This window comes from Iodidimonas sp. MBR-22, from assembly GCF_029946565.1.
GTDB lineage: Bacteria > Pseudomonadota > Alphaproteobacteria > Sphingomonadales > Rhodothalassiaceae > Iodidimonas > Iodidimonas nitroreducens.
Map to the genome: position 1 here is coordinate 119321 of NZ_JARKVQ010000005.1, position 18348 is coordinate 137668.

22 protein-coding genes are annotated in these 18348 nt (G+C 54.6%); 13 read left to right on the forward strand and 9 right to left on the reverse strand.

What is annotated here, in order from left to right:
* Positions 1 to 41 precede the first annotated feature (41 nt).
* The 9 genes from QK300_RS05680 (at position 42) to QK300_RS05720 (ending at position 7712) form a co-directional block, all read left to right on the forward strand.
* Complete coding sequence (locus QK300_RS05680) at positions 42 to 329, forward strand: hypothetical protein (protein WP_281302274.1); 288 nt, start codon at positions 42 to 44, stop codon at positions 327 to 329.
* A 604-nt stretch (positions 330 to 933) separates the two neighbouring features.
* Positions 934 to 1773 carry a DUF3450 domain-containing protein gene (locus QK300_RS05685; RefSeq protein WP_281300696.1) on the forward strand — a complete coding sequence of 280 codons (840 nt, stop codon included), beginning with the start codon at positions 934 to 936 and terminating at the stop codon, positions 1771 to 1773.
* Positions 1773 to 3206: a MotA/TolQ/ExbB proton channel family protein gene (locus QK300_RS05690; protein WP_281300695.1), complete on the forward strand. Its 1434-nt coding sequence runs from the start codon at positions 1773 to 1775 to the stop codon at positions 3204 to 3206. The genes QK300_RS05685 and QK300_RS05690 overlap by 1 nt, the downstream gene beginning before the upstream one ends.
* Positions 3184 to 3717, forward strand: a complete 534-nt coding sequence (locus tag QK300_RS05695) for a MotA/TolQ/ExbB proton channel family protein (RefSeq protein WP_348651830.1) — start codon at positions 3184 to 3186, stop codon at positions 3715 to 3717. Before QK300_RS05690 ends, QK300_RS05695 begins: the two co-directional genes overlap by 23 nt.
* A gap of 87 nt (positions 3718 to 3804) precedes the next feature.
* Positions 3805 to 4209: a biopolymer transporter ExbD gene (locus QK300_RS05700; RefSeq protein ID WP_281300693.1), complete on the forward strand. Its 405-nt coding sequence runs from the start codon at positions 3805 to 3807 to the stop codon at positions 4207 to 4209.
* Between the two features lie 72 nt (positions 4210 to 4281).
* Complete coding sequence (locus QK300_RS05705) at positions 4282 to 4683, forward strand: biopolymer transporter ExbD (protein ID WP_281300692.1); 402 nt, start codon at positions 4282 to 4284, stop codon at positions 4681 to 4683.
* Position 4684: 1 nt separating this feature from the next.
* Positions 4685 to 5302, forward strand: a complete 618-nt coding sequence (locus QK300_RS05710; protein WP_281300691.1) for an energy transducer TonB — start codon at positions 4685 to 4687, stop codon at positions 5300 to 5302.
* A 99-nt stretch (positions 5303 to 5401) separates the two neighbouring features.
* A complete protein-coding gene (locus QK300_RS05715) occupies positions 5402 to 6703 on the forward strand; it encodes a hypothetical protein (protein ID WP_281300690.1) in 1302 nt (433 codons plus the stop codon).
* 157 nt (positions 6704 to 6860) lie between these two features.
* On the forward strand, positions 6861 to 7712 hold the full coding sequence (locus QK300_RS05720) for a prephenate dehydrogenase/arogenate dehydrogenase family protein (protein WP_281300689.1): 852 nt from the start codon (positions 6861 to 6863) through the stop codon (positions 7710 to 7712).
* A 188-nt stretch (positions 7713 to 7900) separates the two neighbouring features.
* Here QK300_RS05720 and QK300_RS05725 read toward each other — a convergent pair whose 3' ends face one another.
* Both QK300_RS05725 and purE read right to left on the reverse strand, forming a co-directional pair.
* Positions 7901 to 8980: a 5-(carboxyamino)imidazole ribonucleotide synthase gene (locus QK300_RS05725; protein WP_281300688.1), complete on the reverse strand. Its 1080-nt coding sequence runs from the start codon at positions 8978 to 8980 to the stop codon at positions 7901 to 7903.
* Positions 8981 to 8983: 3 nt separating this feature from the next.
* A complete protein-coding gene (gene purE, locus QK300_RS05730) occupies positions 8984 to 9478 on the reverse strand; it encodes a 5-(carboxyamino)imidazole ribonucleotide mutase (RefSeq protein ID WP_281300687.1) in 495 nt (164 codons plus the stop codon).
* A gap of 155 nt (positions 9479 to 9633) precedes the next feature.
* Between purE and QK300_RS05735 the strand changes: the two genes are divergently transcribed.
* Entirely contained in the window at positions 9634 to 10407 is a 774-nt protein-coding gene (locus tag QK300_RS05735; protein WP_281300686.1) for a GGDEF domain-containing protein, read from the forward strand.
* Between the two features lie 16 nt (positions 10408 to 10423).
* On the opposite strand, the gene QK300_RS05740 is transcribed toward QK300_RS05735, so the two are convergent.
* Positions 10424 to 10627, reverse strand: a complete 204-nt coding sequence (locus QK300_RS05740; protein WP_281302273.1) for a DUF465 domain-containing protein — start codon at positions 10625 to 10627, stop codon at positions 10424 to 10426.
* Positions 10628 to 10997: 370 nt separating this feature from the next.
* Here QK300_RS05740 and QK300_RS05745 point away from each other — a divergent pair, with 370 nt between their 5' ends.
* Entirely contained in the window at positions 10998 to 11162 is a 165-nt protein-coding gene (locus tag QK300_RS05745; protein WP_081837140.1) for a DUF465 domain-containing protein, read from the forward strand.
* A gap of 182 nt (positions 11163 to 11344) precedes the next feature.
* Here QK300_RS05745 and QK300_RS05750 read toward each other — a convergent pair whose 3' ends face one another.
* From QK300_RS05750 to QK300_RS05775, 6 genes are all read right to left on the reverse strand, one after another.
* A complete protein-coding gene (locus QK300_RS05750) occupies positions 11345 to 11989 on the reverse strand; it encodes a cell cycle transcriptional regulator TrcR (RefSeq protein ID WP_281300684.1) in 645 nt (214 codons plus the stop codon).
* Positions 11990 to 12204: 215 nt separating this feature from the next.
* Positions 12205 to 13380 carry an ABC transporter permease gene (locus tag QK300_RS05755; protein WP_281300683.1) on the reverse strand — a complete coding sequence of 392 codons (1176 nt, stop codon included), beginning with the start codon at positions 13378 to 13380 and terminating at the stop codon, positions 12205 to 12207.
* 3 nt (positions 13381 to 13383) lie between these two features.
* Positions 13384 to 14553 carry an ABC transporter permease gene (locus QK300_RS05760; RefSeq protein ID WP_281300682.1) on the reverse strand — a complete coding sequence of 390 codons (1170 nt, stop codon included), beginning with the start codon at positions 14551 to 14553 and terminating at the stop codon, positions 13384 to 13386.
* Positions 14550 to 15251, reverse strand: coding sequence for an ABC transporter ATP-binding protein (locus QK300_RS05765; protein ID WP_281300681.1), 702 nt, complete (start codon positions 15249 to 15251; stop codon positions 14550 to 14552). Before QK300_RS05765 ends, QK300_RS05760 begins: the two co-directional genes overlap by 4 nt.
* 8 nt (positions 15252 to 15259) lie before the next feature.
* Complete coding sequence (locus tag QK300_RS05770; protein ID WP_281300680.1) at positions 15260 to 16339, reverse strand: efflux RND transporter periplasmic adaptor subunit; 1080 nt, start codon at positions 16337 to 16339, stop codon at positions 15260 to 15262.
* 49 nt (positions 16340 to 16388) lie between these two features.
* Positions 16389 to 17375 carry an NAD(P)H-quinone oxidoreductase gene (locus QK300_RS05775; protein ID WP_281300679.1) on the reverse strand — a complete coding sequence of 329 codons (987 nt, stop codon included), beginning with the start codon at positions 17373 to 17375 and terminating at the stop codon, positions 16389 to 16391.
* Positions 17376 to 17490: 115 nt separating this feature from the next.
* On the opposite strand from QK300_RS05775, the gene QK300_RS05780 reads away from it, so the two are divergent.
* Positions 17491 to 17688 (forward strand): DUF1192 family protein, encoded by a 198-nt coding sequence (locus QK300_RS05780; protein WP_281300678.1) that lies wholly within the window; start codon positions 17491 to 17493, stop codon positions 17686 to 17688.
* A 118-nt stretch (positions 17689 to 17806) separates the two neighbouring features.
* Positions 17807 to 18337, forward strand: a complete 531-nt coding sequence (locus QK300_RS05785; RefSeq protein WP_281300677.1) for a DUF1465 family protein — start codon at positions 17807 to 17809, stop codon at positions 18335 to 18337.
* The last annotated feature ends 11 nt before the right edge of the window (positions 18338 to 18348 follow it).

Consider the following 18348-nt stretch of genomic DNA (forward strand, 5'->3'; position numbering starts at 1 on the left):
ATGAATGCAGATGGAGCGATTGTTAACGGTCACTTTACGCGATGCGTGTATTCTTGGATGTTGAAGGCTGCAAAGGGCAGTTGAAAAGGCATCATGGAAAGCCACGTCGTCGCTTGATACGTGAACATCCGGGGCCTCTATCGAATGGAAAGCGGACCATGGCAACTCAACACAAACATGTGACGATGCAATATGCTGATGCCTTAGCCACCGAATTGCTCCGCCATTTGGGATATGAAGCGGCAGAAAAAACCTGCTGTGAAAATCATTGGGATGGTGTTTTGGAAGCTTTGCGTAAGCAAGCCGAGCGCAAGCCCGTGGCCCGTTGAATCTTAGAATAAACATTTTAAAACAAGAGCTTCTGGCCATGTTTGTGGCCCGGATACCCCCTTCATCTGATCATGAACGCACAAGCGAATCGCAGGCGCTAAGGAAATTCTTGGCATCTAGCAAGACATAATTTGGAAACTTTTTGCTTGGAATCGAGCGAAATTCTTGGATTATGTGGCGCGGTTTTGGCACATTGAGCTGAAATCGGGCATCAGCGTTCTAAAAGCCATTATAGATTTGGCTGCATATTTTCGCTATGTCTGTACTGCTAAGGATCACGGTTCGCGCTCTTGAGTGTTCTCTTTGCGCACGGATTTGGATCATTAGGTTATAGAAAATCTTGTCCCGGCTTCGGCACGGGATGGATCAACGCAGGAGAGATGGTGTCATCGTGTGTGGCCAAATCAGCCCGCAAGTTCAGCCGTTTAATCCGCTTGCCAGATGCATCAGATCTGGCGGCGCTCTTTCCTGCATATCTCAACATGGTCATGAATTCGGGCAAGATGGAGCCGTGGTCAGACAATGATGCACAGCGAACACAATCTGCCCGAATCGAGCCGCAGCAGGGGCTGCGGTAGAGTGGCAAGTCCTATGGGAAGAAAAATGCAACCACGATTGAGAAAGCTCGCTTGCTCGACGGCGGTCGCCGTCGCCTTCGTCTGCGGCGCGGGTGTCGCCCAGGCTCAAAGCACAGCGCCACAAACACCGCCACCTCCGGTTGAAGTGCGCACCGGTCAAGATCTTGACAAGATCTTCAAGGAGGCGGAAGAAATCAACTTGTTCGCTCAAGCCTCGCAAGAGCGGATCGATAGCACGGCCTCTGAAACCCAGCGTCTGCTTCGTGATTTCCAGGCCGTTTTGCGGGAAATCGAAAGCCTGAAGGCTTATAATGCCCAGCAACGCCGGGTTGTCAGGGATCAGGAAAGCCAGATTTCCGAATTGCAGCAGTCCATTGATGAAGTGGTCTCGATTCGTCGGGAAATCACCCCTTTGATGCTGCGGATGATCGACCGTCTTGGGGAATTTGTCTCTCTTGATGTGCCGTTCCTCAAGGAACAGCGGGCCATGCGGATCGAAAATCTGCGCGAATTCATGGATATGTCGAATATCTCGCCCTCTGAAAAATTCCGCCTCGTGTTGGAAGCGTATCAGATTGAAAATGAATTCGGTCGGACCATCGAATCCTATCGCGGTTCCCTTGAAATCGATGGTCAGGAACGTCAGGTCGATTTCCTGCGCATTGGCCGCGTTGTGCTTGCCTATCAAACGATTGATGGACAGTTCCAGGGTCGTTGGAATCAGGATAGCAAAAGCTGGGAAGCTCTAGGCGCGGACTATAGTGGTTCCATCGATGCTGCCATGCGCTTTGCGAAAAAGCAGGCAGCGCCGCAGATGTACCTCCTGCCGGTTTCCGGTCCTGAACAGTCGAAGGAGGCAAAATAATGAACAAACTTTTCACAACAGCCATTGCCCTGATGATGGGCAGTGTGGCCTCCGTTGCATTTGCACAGGATAGCGCTGAACAAACCGAGCCGCCGGCGCCGCAATCCCAGATGCGCCCGGCTGATCTTGATAGCTTGCTGGAGCAGGTGCGTCGCGGACGGGTGACGGAAACATCTGAGCATCGCGAACGGGAAGCGGAATTCCGCGCGCGCCGTGATCAACAGGATCGGATGCTTACGGAAGCGCGTCAGGAACGGGCTTCGGAAGAAAAAACCGCTGAAAATCTTGAGCGGACCATCCAGAACAATGAACAGCGTATTCGCGAACTCGATGCCACTTTGCAAGATCGACTGGGCGAACTGAAAGAAATGTTCGGCGTGCTGCAGCAGGTTGCTGGCGATATGCGCGGGGTCATCGAGAATTCGCTGGTCACCGTGGAATATGGCAAAGCCGCCCGTGTCGATGGCATCAACAAGCTGATCGAAAAAGCGTCGCGGTCTTCAACTTTGCCGTCGATTAACGAAATCGAGGTTTTGTGGCAGCAGATGATGCTTGAAATGGTGGCATCGGGTGAAGTCACCAAATTCGATCATACGGTTGTTGCCAACTCGGGTGAGAAACAAACCGTTCCTCTGGTCCGGGTTGGGAATTTCAATCTCGTTTCCGATGGCAAATATTATGATTATCTTGCCGAAAGCGGCAATGTGGTCGAATTGGGCCGTCAGCCTTCCGCACGCTTTACGGGGTCTGCATCCGCACTCGCCAAGGCCAGCGCAGGTGAAACTATTGCGTTCGGGGTGGATCCCACACGCGGTCAGCTTCTGAGCCTGCTGATCCAATCGCCCACTTTGCAAGAGCGGGTCGATCAGGGCGGTGCCGTTGGTTATGTCACTCTTGCCCTCGGGGCGATCGGGGTGCTGATTGCGATCATCAAGGCGATCACCTTGTCGATCACCACCGCGAAGGTCCGTGGCCAAAGCAAAACCCCGGGCGATCCCAAAACCAGCAATCCATTGGGGCGCGTTCTTTCCGTCTATCAAAACAACAAAGGCGTTGATGTGGAAACGCTGGAGTTGAAACTTGATGAAGCTATCCTGCGCGAAACCCCTGCGCTGGAGCGTGGCCTCACAGTGATCAAGCTGATCTCTGCCGTGGCCCCGCTGCTTGGTCTGCTCGGCACCGTGACCGGGATGATCGCGACCTTCCAGGCGATCACTCTGTTTGGTACCGGTGACCCCAAGCTGATGGCCAACGGGATTTCCCAAGCCCTCGTGACAACGGTTATCGGCCTTGTGGTGGCCATTCCAACCTTGCTGATGCACAGCTTCGTTGCTGGCATGAGCAAGAAGGTCATCCACGTTCTTGAAGAACAAAGCGCCGGGATCATCGCTGTTCACGCGGAAAAGGAGCATGGTCGTGCAGTCTCTTCTTGACGCATTGACAGCTATTCAGATCTTCATGGAGAAGGGCGGCGTCGTGCTCTATGGCGTCCTCGCCGTCACCTTCGTCATGTGGATCCTGATCATCGAACGCATCTGGTACTTCACCGTTAATGCTAAGCTGGATGTGAAACAGGCTCTGTCCGCATGGGAGTCGCGCGACGAACGGCGTTCGTGGTATGCTCATAAAGTGCGGACGGCGATGATCTCTGAGGTGTCCCAGAACCTCAATACGAATATCGACCTGATCAAGACCCTGGTTGCAACCTGCCCCCTCGTTGGGCTGCTTGGAACCGTGACCGGGATGGTCAGTGTGTTCGATGTGATGGCGGTTCTGGGCAGCGGCAATGCCCGCGCGATGGCGGATGGTGTGTCGAAAGCCACCATTCCGACTATGGCCGGGATGGTCGCAGCCTTGTCAGGCGTGTTTATGAGCACATGGATCGAGCGCAAGGCCAAAAGTCAGGCCGAGCGACTTGAGGACACACTGACGATGGATCATTGAGGAACGAGAAGGCTTGGAGAATTTGACCGCTGCGCTTACCGGCGCAGCGGGATGACCCGAAGTCACACTCAGTAACCGAGAGAATCGATGCGCAAGTTTTCAAAAGCCGAAGAGGAAGCAGAGATCAACATGACACCGATGCTCGACATCGTGTTCATCATGCTGATCTTCTTCATCGTGACTGCATCATTCGTGAAGGAATCCGGCCTTGATGTTAACAAGCCGCCGCCTAACGAACAGGAGCAGAAAGATGACGACAAGAAAAATATTCTGATCCAGGTGGATAGTTCGAACCGGATCTTCGTTAACAGACGGCCCGTTGATATTGCATCCGTACGCGCCAATGTCGAACGCATGCACGCAGAAAATCCCGAAGGTGTGGTGGTGATTCAGCCTGCACCAGATGCATTTTCCGGAATCGTGGTTGAGATTTATGACCAGGCAAGACAGGCTGGCGTTTATAATGTTTCGATCGCGGAATCAAAACAGTAACCCTAAAGGGGCGTTTGCCGATCATGGCAGGCGCCCCCTCTATCCATCAATGGGGCACAGGCAGGGTACATCATGAGAGATCACGCTCAAAAGCAAGCAGAAGAAAATGAAATCAACATGACACCGATGCTCGACATCGTGTTTATCATGCTGATCTTCTTCATCGTTACCGCCACCTTCATTAAGGAAGCCGGTGTCGATGTGACGAAGCCGCCGGCCGTAACGGCTGAGAAAAAAGACCGCGCCAGCATTCTGATTGCCGTAACGGAATCCGATGAAATCTGGATGAATCGTAAAAAGGTTGATTTGAAGTCCTTGCAGACAAATATTGAGAAGCTGCATGCTGAAAATCCGCAAGGAACCATCGTCATTCAGGCGGATGCCCGGTCCAAGGCCGGTTTGATGATTGCCGTGACTGAGGCTGTCAATAATGCTGGCGTTCCGGGCGTTGCCGTATCCACCGAGGAGAACTAGCATGTTAGCGCGTTATGTTACGGCTTTAATGATCGGCACGGCTGTTACCTTTGCCCTCTTTTACATTATGCAGGCTCTGGTTGTCAGTGATCGCGTCGAACTGAGCGATATCGAAAGTGTTCGCTTTGTTGATGTTGTGCGGGTGGATCGTCAGCAGGAAGCGAAGCAGGAAGACCGCAAGGTTGAAAAGCCTGTGCCGCCCGAAGCCCCGCCGCCCGATCTGGATATCCCCAATGTATCGGCCAATAATGCGAGCCAGGGCTTGAATTTTGGTCAACTCAATCTCAATGCCGGCATCGATTCTGGCGGCGTTGCTTTGGGGGCTCCCACAGATGGCGATTATCTGCCATTGGTGCGTATCCAGCCGCAATATCCTCGTCGCGCTGCAGAGCGTGGCATTGAAGGCTATGTGATTGTGGAATTGACGGTGACACCGCAAGGAACCGTGGAAGATGTCCTGATCGTTGAAGCCGAACCAAGAGGCTATTTCGAACGGTCCGCTGAACAGGCGGCCTATAAATTCAAATACAAGCCCAAGGTCGTCAATGGTGAACCCATCGCTGTGGAGGGTGTTCAATATCTCTTCAGCTTCAATCTTGAAGATGGTGGCCGTCGATAAACTGTATGGGTCGTCCCGATTGTTGGGGCGACCGCACATATCCCCGAAATCGACCTTTGGGAGGGTCATGAGATGATGATGAAACAAAGACTCTTTGGATTGCCACTGTTAACAGCGCTGGGTTTGATGGCTGTGACCGTGCCTGCTGGCTTTGGGCTTTATTCCGCCCCGATGGTACAGGCCCAGGAAGATGAAAAGCCTCAGCGCAGCAGTAAGAAGGTCGATAGCCTGCGCGCCAATATCTATGAGAAGATCGCCAAGGCTCAGGAAAAGCTTGAAAAAGGCGAGAAGGCCGATGCGGTCAAAGATCTCAATAACCTTCTCGGTGATAAGATCAACGATTATGAAACGGCCATCGTTTATCAGATTCTCGCCAGTTCGGTTTATATCGAAGATGAGAATTACAAACAGGCTATCGTTGAATATGAAAAAATCCTGAAGCTTGAGCGTATTCCGGAAAGCCTCCAGATTGCCAGCCTCAATGCCTTGGCACAGCTCTATCTGGTTGATGAACAATATAAAAAATCCATCGAATATATGAACAAATGGATGACGACACAGACCAATCCCGGTCCCTCGCCCTATTATTTCTTGTCTCAGGCCTATTATGGTCTCGAAGATTACAAGAATATCGTTCCCAATATTACCAAGGCGATCGAATTGGGGCGGGCTCGTGGCGATGAACCAAAGGAAAACTGGTATCTGTTGCTGCGCTTGGCTTATTTCGAGCTTGCCCAATATCAAAAGGTTGCTGAAGTTCTGGAATTTCTGACCGTCAATTTTGAAAAGCCTGAATATTGGCGTCAGTTAGCGGCGGTTTATTCCGAGCTTGGACAAGAGAAAAAGCAATTTGCGACCATGGAAGTGGCCTATCGCCAAGGCTATTTGGATCAGGAAAGCCAATTGATCAACATGGCGCAGCTTTATCTTTATCATAGTGTCCCGATCAAGTCGGCTTGGGTCCTTGAAAAAGGTATGAAAGACGGCACTATCGAGAAGAAGGGCGAGACTTACGAACTTCTTGGCCAAGCCTATCTCAATGCACAGGAAATGCGGAAAGCTGAAGAACCTCTGCGTTTGGCTGCCAAAGATGATGATGATGGCAAAATCTGGATGCGTTTGGGCCAGGTTTTTGCCGAGCAGGAACGTTGGGAAGAAGCCCTTCCGCCCCTGCAAAAAGCGGTAGATTCCGATGATCTGGATGAGCCCGGCTATGCCCATCTTTTGATCGGAATGGCTAATTTCAATACCGATAAATTGGATGACGCCAAAAAAGCCTTTCGGGCCGCAGCAAAATTTGATGCAACGGAAAAAGCTGCCAAACAGTGGTTGGATTATACCAACAAAGAACAGCAGCGCCGCGCGCAATTGACCGAATATTATGGCGGCGGAGGCCAATGATCTTCGCGATCTTTTAACCTTACCCGCGTTATAGATCCGGCAAAAGCGCTTAGGCGCAATAAAAAAAGCCGTCCATGCAGATATGCATCGGGCGGCTTTTTATGATGAGGCAAATGTGATGAATGATCCTGCTGATCGCATAAATGGAACTGGTTCTATGAAGATTGGCATCATTGGATTTGGCTTGATGGGGGCATCCCTCGCCTTGGCCTTGCGTGAGGCTGAACCGGCGCTGACATTTGTGATCGCCGATCGCGATCCCGGGCATCGTGAAGTTGCCCGGCGTCTGTTCCCCGATGCCGTGATAGATGATGATCTGCCAGGAATTGCAGGCTTGAGCGACATACTTTTTCTCGCCACCCCGGTCCGAACCATGGGGGCAATTGTGCAGCAGATCGGCCCCTTTTTGAAACCGGATATGATCCTCACTGATCTGGGTTCGGTGAAGGAGCAGGTCATCCGTGATGTGGCGCCCCATGTGCCAGGCGATTGCCATTTCATTCCGGGACATCCGGTGGCCGGGCGCGAACGATCAGGCCCCAATGATGCCGATCCACTGATATTCAAGGATCGGAATTGGGTTCTCACCCCGGATCAAAACTGCAATTCTGAAGCCCTTGATCGTCTGACAAAGCTCTTGGAACGTCTGCCTATTGCCCATGTGTTACGGCTCGATGCGCCCAGTCATGATCGTGTTCTTGCCTTTAATTCTCATCTACCACACATCATTGCCTTTGCGGCGATGCTGGAAAGCGCGAAAATCGGGGAGGATCTTGGCGTTGATATGCGCAATTTCAGCGGCGGCAGCTATGATGATATGACGCGTGTGGCCGCCGCCGACCCGGTGATGTGGCGTGATATTTTTCTCACCAATGGCGAACGTCTTGAAGAGATGATCCGGGCCTTGATCGGACGGATGGAGAATATTCTCGATGCCATGCATGCGGGCGATGAAACGAACCTTACTGCCCTTATCGCCAAAGCACGGGAACTCAAAATCCGGGATTGAAGCAGCGGAAGGGGATTTCCCTGGCAGTGTCCCCATCCTGGCCGTTACCCCGTCTCCTGAGCCGGGTTCTATATGGTGAAGGGCTGAGCGCGGGAAAGATGGAGCCCCGTGTGTTGGAGCCCGGGTCTCCGCCCGGGATGATGCGGGGGAGGCAAGCTCGGAATGAGAAAAGTCCTTGGACAGACATTTCAGTGTTCAGGCTCAACCCAGGTCACATGGCCCATTTTGCGGCCCGGCTTGGCAGCAGCCTTGCCATAATGATGGAGATGCGCATAAGGATCGCTCAGAATATTTTGCCAATGGCTGATATCATCGCCGATCAGATTTTCCATGCGCACCCGTCCCAAAGCATCGCTCGCCCCAAGGGGGAGGCCGCAAATCGCCCGGATATGTTGCTCGAATTGGCTGGTCACCGCGCCATCGATGGTCCAATGGCCGCTATTATGAACACGGGGGGCAATTTCATTGACTATGACCTCATGCTGATCATCGATCACAAACATCTCGACCGTTAAAATCCCCACATAATCGAGGGCCGTGGCAATGGCATGGGCATAGCTGATGGCTTGCTCGAAACAGCTTTCATCAAGCTGTGCAGGCAGATGGCTGGAGCGCAAAATTCCAGATGCATGGCGGTTTTCAATGGGTGGGTAATGGCGCATAGAGCCATCCCGCGCGCGGGCCAGAATGATCGAGATTTCACGATCAAAGGGGATGAGCTTTTCAACGATCACCAGATCAGAGCCTAAAGCCGTCCAACCGGTCTCAATCTCATCCGGGCCATAGAGCCGCACCTGACCCTTGCCATCATAGCCTAGCCGTCTGGTTTTGGCGATAACCGGATAGCCCAGCACTTGCGCCGCATCGGCCAAAGCGGCCGCAGTTGCCACATCATGATAAGGGGCCACCGGAATATCGAGAAGGGAGAGGAAATCTTTTTCCAGCATCCGATCCTGGCTGGTGGCCAAAGCCTTGATTCCGGGTTGAATGGGCTGAAGCGCCGAGAGAAAATCAAGGGAGGGAGCCGGGACATTCTCAAATTCGAAGCTGATCAGATCGACGGCATCGGCGAATTCGGCAAGGGCAGTGCGATCCTGATAGGATGCCTGCCAAAAACGATCACATGCGCGAAAGGCCGGGCTTTCCGGTTCGGGGGAAAAAATGGCGGTACGATAACCAAGCCGCGCTGCCGCCAAGGACAGCATCAGCCCAAGCTGGCCACCACCCAAAATCCCGATCCGGGCCCCCGGTGCAAGGATATCGGCCATGCATCAATCCTTCATGGGGGATGTGGCGACGGACTGTGTCTGGCTTTCGCGAAAAGCATCGAGCCGGGCCGCCACAGTGCTATCGAGAAGGGCGATCACCGATGCCGCAAGCAGGGCGGCATTTTTGGCCCCGGCCTTGCCGATAGCAAGCGTCCCCACCGGAACACCCGCAGGCATTTGCACGATAGAGAGGAGGCTGTCCATGCCCTTCAAGGATTTGCTTTCAACCGGCACCCCCAAAACAGGTAGGGGTGTGAGGGCTGCGGCCATGCCCGGCAGATGGGCGGCTCCCCCGGCCCCGGCGATAATCAGCTTCAGACCACGAGATTTGGCTGTTTTGGCATAGTCATAAAGGCGCTCGGGCGTGCGATGCGCGGAAACGATCAGCGCTTCATAGGGGATAGCCATGAGATCGAGAATTTCAGCGCCATGGCGCATCGTGTCCCAATCGGATTGGCTTCCCATGATGATGCCTATCAAAGGTGCAGCCGCATTCATAAGACGCTCCTTTAACGAGCATAAGGGCACTGATCGGCGGCATTATAGGGATCAGGCGCCGGGATGCAACGATAAGCAACGGAATGCTGGTCATTCTTGACATGGCCGTATAATTAATAAAATGTTAAAATGTGCACAAAAGCGAGGGGGGTCGCATGCGCGTTGATGCCATGGATGCAAGCCATTCCGTGTCGAAAGACACACAGCATGCCGTGAATGCGCGTCGCCGCACGGCGAAATATCGACAAAGCAGGGCTTATGAAGATGCGGCTGAGCGAGGGGATCAGGATGCGGATGCCGTTTATGTTTTGGGGATTCCCGAAGAGGATATGACCACCGAGGTTCGCGCTGCCATCAGCCGGATATTGAACGATAATAAGGCTTTGCGCCGAGAGCTTTTGAAGGCGGAACGGGTGATCGCCGATTTGCACGATCTGGCTGATCATGACAGCCTGACACCAACTCTTAATCGTCGCGCCTTCATGCGGGAACTGAACCGCCTTCTGGCGCTGGCCAAGCGACATGAAACGCCTTTGGCGCTCGCCTATTTCGATATTGATGATATGAAACAGATCAATGATCGCCTGTCCCATGCGGCGGGGGATGCGGCCCTTTTGAGGATCGGCGAAATACTGGTGGAGCATTGCCGCAGTTCGGATCTTGTCGCCCGGTTGGGGGGTGATGAATTTGCCATCGTGCTTCCCCATAGCAATGCGGAGCAGGCAGCCGAACTGGCAGCGCGACTGACGGCCGCCCTGGCTGCAAACCCGCCCATGATCCATGATGATGTGGTGGACTTGAAGCTCAGCTATGGGGTGAGCACGGCTCGGGCCGATGATCAGGCAGAGCAGCTTCTGGCCCGCGCCGATGCCGATATGTATGCGCACAAAGCCAAGGCCAAGGCTGAAACGGGCGCGGCACAATCCTGAATTTCAGGCTCCAAATTCAGGCAATGATATCGGGTAGGATTTGATCCTCGATATGGCGGATTTGATCCTTCAGGAGCAATTTGCGTTTTTTTAATCGCATGATCTGAAGCTGGTCATAAGAACCGGATTGCTGCAGGGCGACAATCGCACTATCGAGATCACGATGTTCCTGTTCCAAGGTCAAAAGGCGCTTCTTGAGTTCGGCGTCGCGCAAAGACATCCCATCATGCATGCATCAGGCTCTCGTATGAACAATCCTGCGAAAGATCATAAGCCCTTGCCGCGGGCTTCACAAGCATCGTGGCATTGCCCTCTGATTCGGTGATGAGCGGGCTTATGAAAGGCTTTATCTTCATGAAGGCGGGCCGATGCTCCTTTGCATTTAAACCGTATCATGAGCACCTTTCGCTTTGGGAAAAGATGGTGCCATTGTGTGAAAAGAACGGGCTATGAGGCTTTTGAGAAAGATGCGCAGATGAAGGCAAGGATGGAAAATATTTTGGCGATCAAGACAGAAGAATTGAAGTGACAATTTGGGGTCAAATATGTTGCGATAGATACCCACTTCCGTAGCAAAGGAGATTACCGGCATGACTCAACAGGCGCATGTTCAGGCTCTGGCAGATAAGCACGCAACTTTGGAACGTGTTATCACACAGGAAACCAAACGTCCTTCGCCAGATACCCTGCGGATTGCCAAATTGAAGCGGGAAAAACTTTTGCTGAAAGAAAAGATGCGGTTCATGGGCCAATGATCCACCCTTTTAAAGGGGGAGACTGATAGGCCTAAATCTGATCAGAAATAGAACGGCTTTCAAAAATTGAATGAACAAGGGCGGCGCAGATGAATGCGACCGCCCTTTTTGTTATTGAAAAATCACCCCACAATCCTTCACGCCATCAAGCAGAACAGGCCCTCAGGACGGCGGATCGGCCCTCAGCTTTGGGATGGGGCTTCATCAGGGCTATTGGCCTGATCATCGACCACATCACCGGATGCTGCGTCCTCAGCCTCATCTCCCGCTTTGATGACCCCGTCTTGTTGGCTATTGGCGGCTTTCGCGTTGCGGATGGCGGCGCGTTTCACGGCTTCATCCAATTCGCTTTGTTTGCACAGGCCCAAAGCCACCGGATCCTGTGATCGGATATTGGCGATATTCCAGTGCGAACGATCCCGAATGGCACCGATGGTGGGCTTTGTGGTGCCTACAAGGCGCGAAATCTGGGTATCTGAAAGCTCGGGATGATTGCGCAAAATCCAGGAAATGGCGTCGGGTTTGTCCTGGCGTTTGGAAACCGGAGTATAGCGCGGCCCACGGGTGCGGGTTTGTTCTGGCTTCGCCCCTTTGCTCAGTTCCAAAGCCGCCGCCGGATCATTCTGGCAGCGACGAATTTCATCCCAGGTCAATTGACCATTCGCAGTGGGATCGATCCCGGCGATGGATTGACCCACGGTTCCATCGGCGATTCCCTGCACCTCAAGATCATGCAAGCCGCAAAAACGGGCAATCTGCTTGAATGTCAGCGATGTATTATCGATTAACCAAACGGCAGTTGCCATTGGCATCAGGGGCTGGCTCATAGTCCTCTCCAAAACACGCATATTCCATCACCGCTCTTGCCAAGGGCTCTTCCCCGGCAGGTGAAGTGCATGTGTTCATCACAAAAGAGAAGACCCGACGCAAAAGGCGATTGGTATCAAATGACTTTGGCGCAGCTTGCGCAATCAATCAAGGATTTCGCATCGCTTTCCCCTCAAATGCCGAAGATTTTTTGCAAATGGCCCCGATTCTGCCTCTAGCGGCTGCCAAAAGCCTGAGCCACCGGCAAGCGCGCCGCCCGGATAGCCGGGAAAAAGCCGCCGATCAGGCCAATCAGCAGGGCAAGCCAAAGGCCTTGGATGAAAAGGTCGCTGCTCAGGCTGAAATTGAAAACCACCTGGGTGAAATTACCCCCCAAGGTGGAGGCGCTCAACCCATCGAAAAAAACCAGCGCCACCAGGGCCCCGAGCAATCCCCCCACAGCCGAGAGGAAAAGCGATTCTGCCAGCGTGCCGCAAAAGGCGGAAAAGCCTGAAAAACCAATGGCACGAACGGTGGCAATGTCGCGGCTGCGGGCGGAAACTGAAAGATAAATGGTATTGAGCGCGCCCGCCAGCGCCCCCAGCGACATGGCAATGGATAAAGGCCAGCCCAGCACCAGAATGAGATCGGATGTGCGTTCGGATTGTTCGGCATAATAGCGGCGTTCGCTGATGATATCGACCGTGAGCCGGGGATCCTGATCGGCAAAGCTGCGCAAGATTTCGATGGCTTGCGGGTTGATCAGCTTTGCCCGCACCGATTGCACCGAACTGCCGCGATTGAATTGGTTTTGCACGCCGCCCAGATCGCTCCAGATTTCCGAATCAAAAACGCCGCCGGTGGAAAAGACCCCCACCACGGTCCATTGTGTGGCCCCGAAGCGCAGCATCGAACCCGGTTCAAAGCCATTGAATTCGCGCAATAAAGCTTCGCCCACGATCAGTTCATTGCGCCCGGGGATAAACATCCGCCCGGCTGTGATGGCGGGCGCGCGGATAGCCACCCCGGCAGGTCCCAGCCCGCGCAAAGGCAGATTGGCTTTGGTCCCGCTCGATTTCTTGGTGCCATCCACCACCACATAAAGTTCGCCCGAAACCAAAGACGCGCCATCCCGCTCTAGAAGGCCCGGGGCGGTTTCGATAAGGGCAAGCTGTTCGCGGCTCAATACGGAATTAAGCTCGGCCCCCGAACCGCCGCGCAAAATGATCGCCACATCTTCAGAACCCGATGATCCAAGGGTTTGGCGAAAGCCCTGCGACATGGATAAAAACGCCAGCAAAACCGCCACCACAACCGCAATGGTGATGACGGTGGCAAGGCTGAGCCATAATCTTTGGGGCAGGCTTAAAAGCCCGATCCAGATCATCATGAAAATTTGCTTCATCATCATGCATCAAGCCCGGGCAAAAGCGGCGGTGGGTTTCAAACGATAAGCGGAAAACGCGGGTAAAAGGCCGGTGATCAACCCCAATGCCAGCATCAGCCCGAAGGACGAGAGCCAGATGCCGGATGTAAATCCCAAAGGAAAGGGAAAGCCCGGCACATTGCTGATGAAGCTGGCCATCATCTGGGCCGCCGCCACCCCTAAAAGGCCCCCGATGAGGGCCAGTGCCAGCGATTCCCCCAAAATGAGGGCGAACACCATGCGAGCATCAAAGCCCAGCACCTTCATCACGCCGATTTCCCCGGTGCGCTCGCGAATCGATAAAGCCATGGTATTGCCGGTGATGATCAGGATGGTGAACATCGCCGCCCCGCTCACCGATAAAACGATCAGCCCGATATTGCCAAGCTGTTCAACGAACGAGCGGTTGAAGGCTTCTTCGGTGCGGGTTTCGGTGGCATAGGCAGAATTTTGGAAGCGGCTGTCGATGGCTTGGGCGATGGCATCATTTTGCGCCGGATCAAGGGTGGTAAAGCTGATGGTGCCGGTAAAATCGCGGGCGGTGGTGCGCGCTTCATTCAGATAATCATAATGCAGATAAAGGGTATTGGCCGCGATATTGGCCCGGCCCGCGCGATAAATCCCTTCGATCACCAGATCCCAAACATTGGAGCCATCGGCACGTTGCCAGATATTGCTGGAAATGGGGATCAGATCGCCAATCTGCCAGCCATAATTCCTGGCGACATCCTCACCCACCAAAGCCCCACGCCGGTTCTGGATGAAGGCGGCGGCCTGTTCCGGCGGCAGGGCGATATCATCGGCATAAATCTGCAAATAGCTTTGGGGTTCGATGGCAAAGCCGAAAATGAAATTGCGCGGTTCCTGATAATAAGACCCCATCCAGCTTTGATGGCTGACCTGGCGCACGCCCTCGATGGAAGCAATGCGATTGACATAGGCAATGGGCAAAGGCTGGGTGAAATTGATCCTGTTAGAGATGATCAGGCGATCAGCGGCGGCCAGATCGGCCCCGGCATTCAGGCCGCGCTCGAAGCTTTGCAAAATGCCAAACAGGAAAAAGGCAATGAAAATGGCAAAGGCGGTCAGGGCAAAGCGCAGGCGGCTGCGGCTGAGATTGGCCCAGATCAGGGATAGGGATGCCAAGGCCACGGTCATGACGCCCCCATCGCCTCGGCCTCGATGAAGCGGCCCTTGTCCAGATGCAGGATACGGCGGGCATAGCGGGCGGCTTCGGGATCATGGGTGACCATGATGATGGTTTTGCCGAAATCCCGGTTCAGCATTTGCAGCATGGATAAAATCTCATCGGCGGTTTCGCGGTCCAGATCGCCGGTTGGCTCATCGCATAATAAAAAATCGGGGTCGGAAACGATGGCCCGGGCAATCGCCACCCTTTGCTGTTGCCCGCCCGACATTTCCCTTGGGCTGTGTTTGGCGCGATCTTCCAGCCCCACGATTTTCAGCGCGGTCATCACATGATCCCGGCGCGCCCGGCCCTTCAGATGGGTCAGCAACAAGGGCAATTCCACATTGCGCGCGGCATTCAGCATGGGCATCAGATTATAAAACTGAAAGATAAAGCCGATATGGGCCCCCCGCCAGCGGGAAAGGGCGCTTTCCCCCAACTGATCGATGCGGGTTTCATCGATGGTGATCGCGCCGCTATCGGGTCTATCCACACCGCCCAAAAGATTAAGCAGGGTGGTTTTTCCCGAACCCGATGGCCCCATGATGGCAACGAAATCGCCGCGTGCGATGCTCAGCTCAAGCTGATCGAAAATGGTGATGACATGCCCTGCCTTTTCATAGGATTTGCTCACGGCATGCAGATTGATCAGGGGCTTTGTGGTCATGCTTGTGCTCATCTTTCCAGGGCCGGATCAGTGTTTAAAAAGGCAACATTCACCCCCATATCGGGCAGGATACGCGGGTCTTTCTCGCCAAGGCCGATTCGCACCCGCACCGTGGCGCGATCCCGATTGGCGGTGGGGATGATGGCGATCACCCGGGCCTTGATCACCCAATCGGGATAAGCATCAAGCCGGGCTTTTACCGGCTGACCGGGGCTGACAAGGCCAATGAAGCTTTCATTCACATCCACCTCGATTTCAAGGCTATCCATATCAACGATGGTGCAGATCCCCGTTCGGGTAAAGCCGCCGCCCGCCGAGCCGGGGGCGATAATCTCGCCCGGCTGGGCATTTTTATCGATCACCACCCCGGCAAAGGGGGCCAGCACCAGATGATCGCGCACCCGTTCTTCGGCGCGCTGTGCCTGCAGGCGGGCGATTTCAAGATCGGCCTCGGCCCGGGCGAGATCGGCGGTCAGGGCCTCCACCGCTGCTTTGGCCTGCGTAAAAGAGGCCTCGCTTGAGAACATGGCCTCGCTCAATTGCGAAACCCGCACCAGAACCCGCTTGGCTTCCGCAAGATTGGCCGTGGTGGCATCCAAAGTGGCCCGGGCGGCAATCATCTGTGCCTTTGCCAAAGACAGATCGATCTGCGCCAAAGCATCATCAAGGCGGGCCACCAATTGTCCTTCTTTCACGGCCATGCCTTCTTCCACCAGAATATCGGTGATCCGGCCGGTAATTTCGGCTGAAATGGTGGCGATGCGCCGCGCCGTGATATAGCCCGATGCATTGAGAATTTCATCACCCTTTGCGGCTTTCGGCTGTTGGGGCGAAGGGGCTGAAACAGGCGAAGCGCTGGATGGGCTATCGGCTTCAGATGCGTTTGGCGATGAACTTTGGGCCGGGTTTTGAGTAGGGTTTGCGGTAAAATCAAAAGCCCAAAACGCCACCGCCCCTCCCAAAGCCAGCCCAAAAAGCAAAAGGAGGAACGCCCCCATGCGGCCCCGCTTTGAAGCCGGGGCAGTGGGTGCCTGCTTTTGGCTGCGATCGATCGACAGGCTATCGAGCAGGGCTTTCTTGTCGTCCATCACGATCTCCGGTCAGGGATTTCGGCAAACCCATCCTGGGCCATGCTTCTTATTCGTCGGAAATCTGCAAAAGGATTTTTCCCTTATGCAGGCTGCTATCCATCAGCCGATGGGCAAGGGCGGCTTCTTCAAGCGGGAAGATGCTATCGATCATCGGGCGAAAGCGGCCTGCCTCGATCAGGGGCCAAACCAGCTCTTCGACCGATTGCGCTAAAGCCGCCTTGAAAGCCAAAGGCCGGGCCCGCAGGGTCGAGCCGGTGAGGGTGAGCCGCTTCAGCATGATCGGGGCGAGGCTGAGGGTGGTTTCAGGGCCCTTTAAAAAAGCGATGGTGACATGGCGGCCATTCTCGGCAAGGCATTGGAGATTGCGCGGCAGATAATCCCCCCCCACCATATCCAGCACCACATCCACCCCGCGCTTGTGCGTGATGGCAAGGGTTGCCGCCACAAAATCCTCATCATGATAATTGATCGCCGCATTGGCCCCCAGATCGCGGCAAAAACGGCATTTCTCATCGCTGCCGGCGGTGGTGATCACATGGGCATCAAAGGCTTTTGCTAATTGGATGGCGGTGGAGCCGATGCCCGATGATCCCCCATGCACCAAAAGCCATTCCCCATGATCGAGACCGCCGCGCTCAAACACATTCGACCAGACGGTGAACACCGTTTCCGGCAGGCCTGCGGCATGGGCCAGGGGTAGGCTTTTGGGGGCGGGGAGCAGGGTTTCAACCGGTGCCGCGCAATATTGCGCATAGCCCCCGCCGGTGACCAAAGCACAGACCCGGTCGCCAATGGCCCAGCCCTTCACATTGGCCCCCAAAGCCGCAATGGTGCCGGAAATTTCAAGGCCGGGAATATCCGATGCGCCGGGGGGTGGGGGATAGCGCCCTTCTCTTTGTATCACATCCGGGCGATTGACCCCGGCGGCCACCACCTTGATCAGCACTTCGCCCGGCCCGGGCGCAGGATCGGGGCGCTGGCATAAGCGCAGCACATCCGGCCCGCCAAATTCCGATATTTCAATGGCCTTCATCGCCTGTCCCCCTGTTCGATTTATGATGAGTGTGACCTGTCATTGTGGCTTAATCAATCCGTGAAGACCATTCCCTGCCATTATCCCCTCAATGGCCAGGACCAAGGAGAGATGCATGTTTCATGATGAGCCGGCCAAACCCGCCATGGCCCCCCTTGATGCACTGGAGCGCGAGGATCTCGACCGCCATTCCCTTGCCGAATTGATCGAGCGCATCGCCCGCCTCGATGCCGAGATCGACCGCGCGAAAAAGATTCATACAGCCAAAGCTGCCAGCAAAGCCGCTGCCGATGCCTTGTTTGGAAAAGGCTGAGATGGCTGAGAAGGGGGCAGCCCCTCGCCAATCAATCGGGGGGCATTTTGAAGATCGACGAAAGCTTGCTATACTCGGATCGGGCTGATCCATCCGCCGCACAGATAAAGGCCAAAGGATGCGCGAAACCAAAGCCACCGCACCGGATCATGTCATCCCGTTCACACATGGGGTTGATGGCCTTTATTCTGATGCCATGGCTTTGGCTTATGAAATGCGCGCCTGTCTATCAGATCGCCGGGCTTTGGGATGGCCAAAGAATGGGCCCGGCGATGGGTCCCTTGATGCTGAAAAGGTCTATTGCGTGGAAACCATGCGCATTTCCACCCGGATCCTCCATGTGATTGCCTGGGCGATGGGGCGCAAAGCGGTGGCTGCGGGCGATCTCAGCGCCCAGCAGGCAAAAGCGCCGGAATGGCGATTGGGGGATCGCGCGCTGTGCCTTGCTCATCCCGATCAGGTACCGGATATGCAGTTGTTTTTACTGTGCCAGCCTTTTGATGGCCTGTGGTGGCGGAGCGATGCCCTTTATCGCCGGGCGCTGCGCCTGCAAAAGATGCTGCTTTCGGATGAAGCAGCCCATGCCGCACAGGCGATGCCGTCCGCGCCAAGGCGCTCATCGCCTGCGGTCATCAGTTTGCCCTTTTAAAGAAAAGCCCC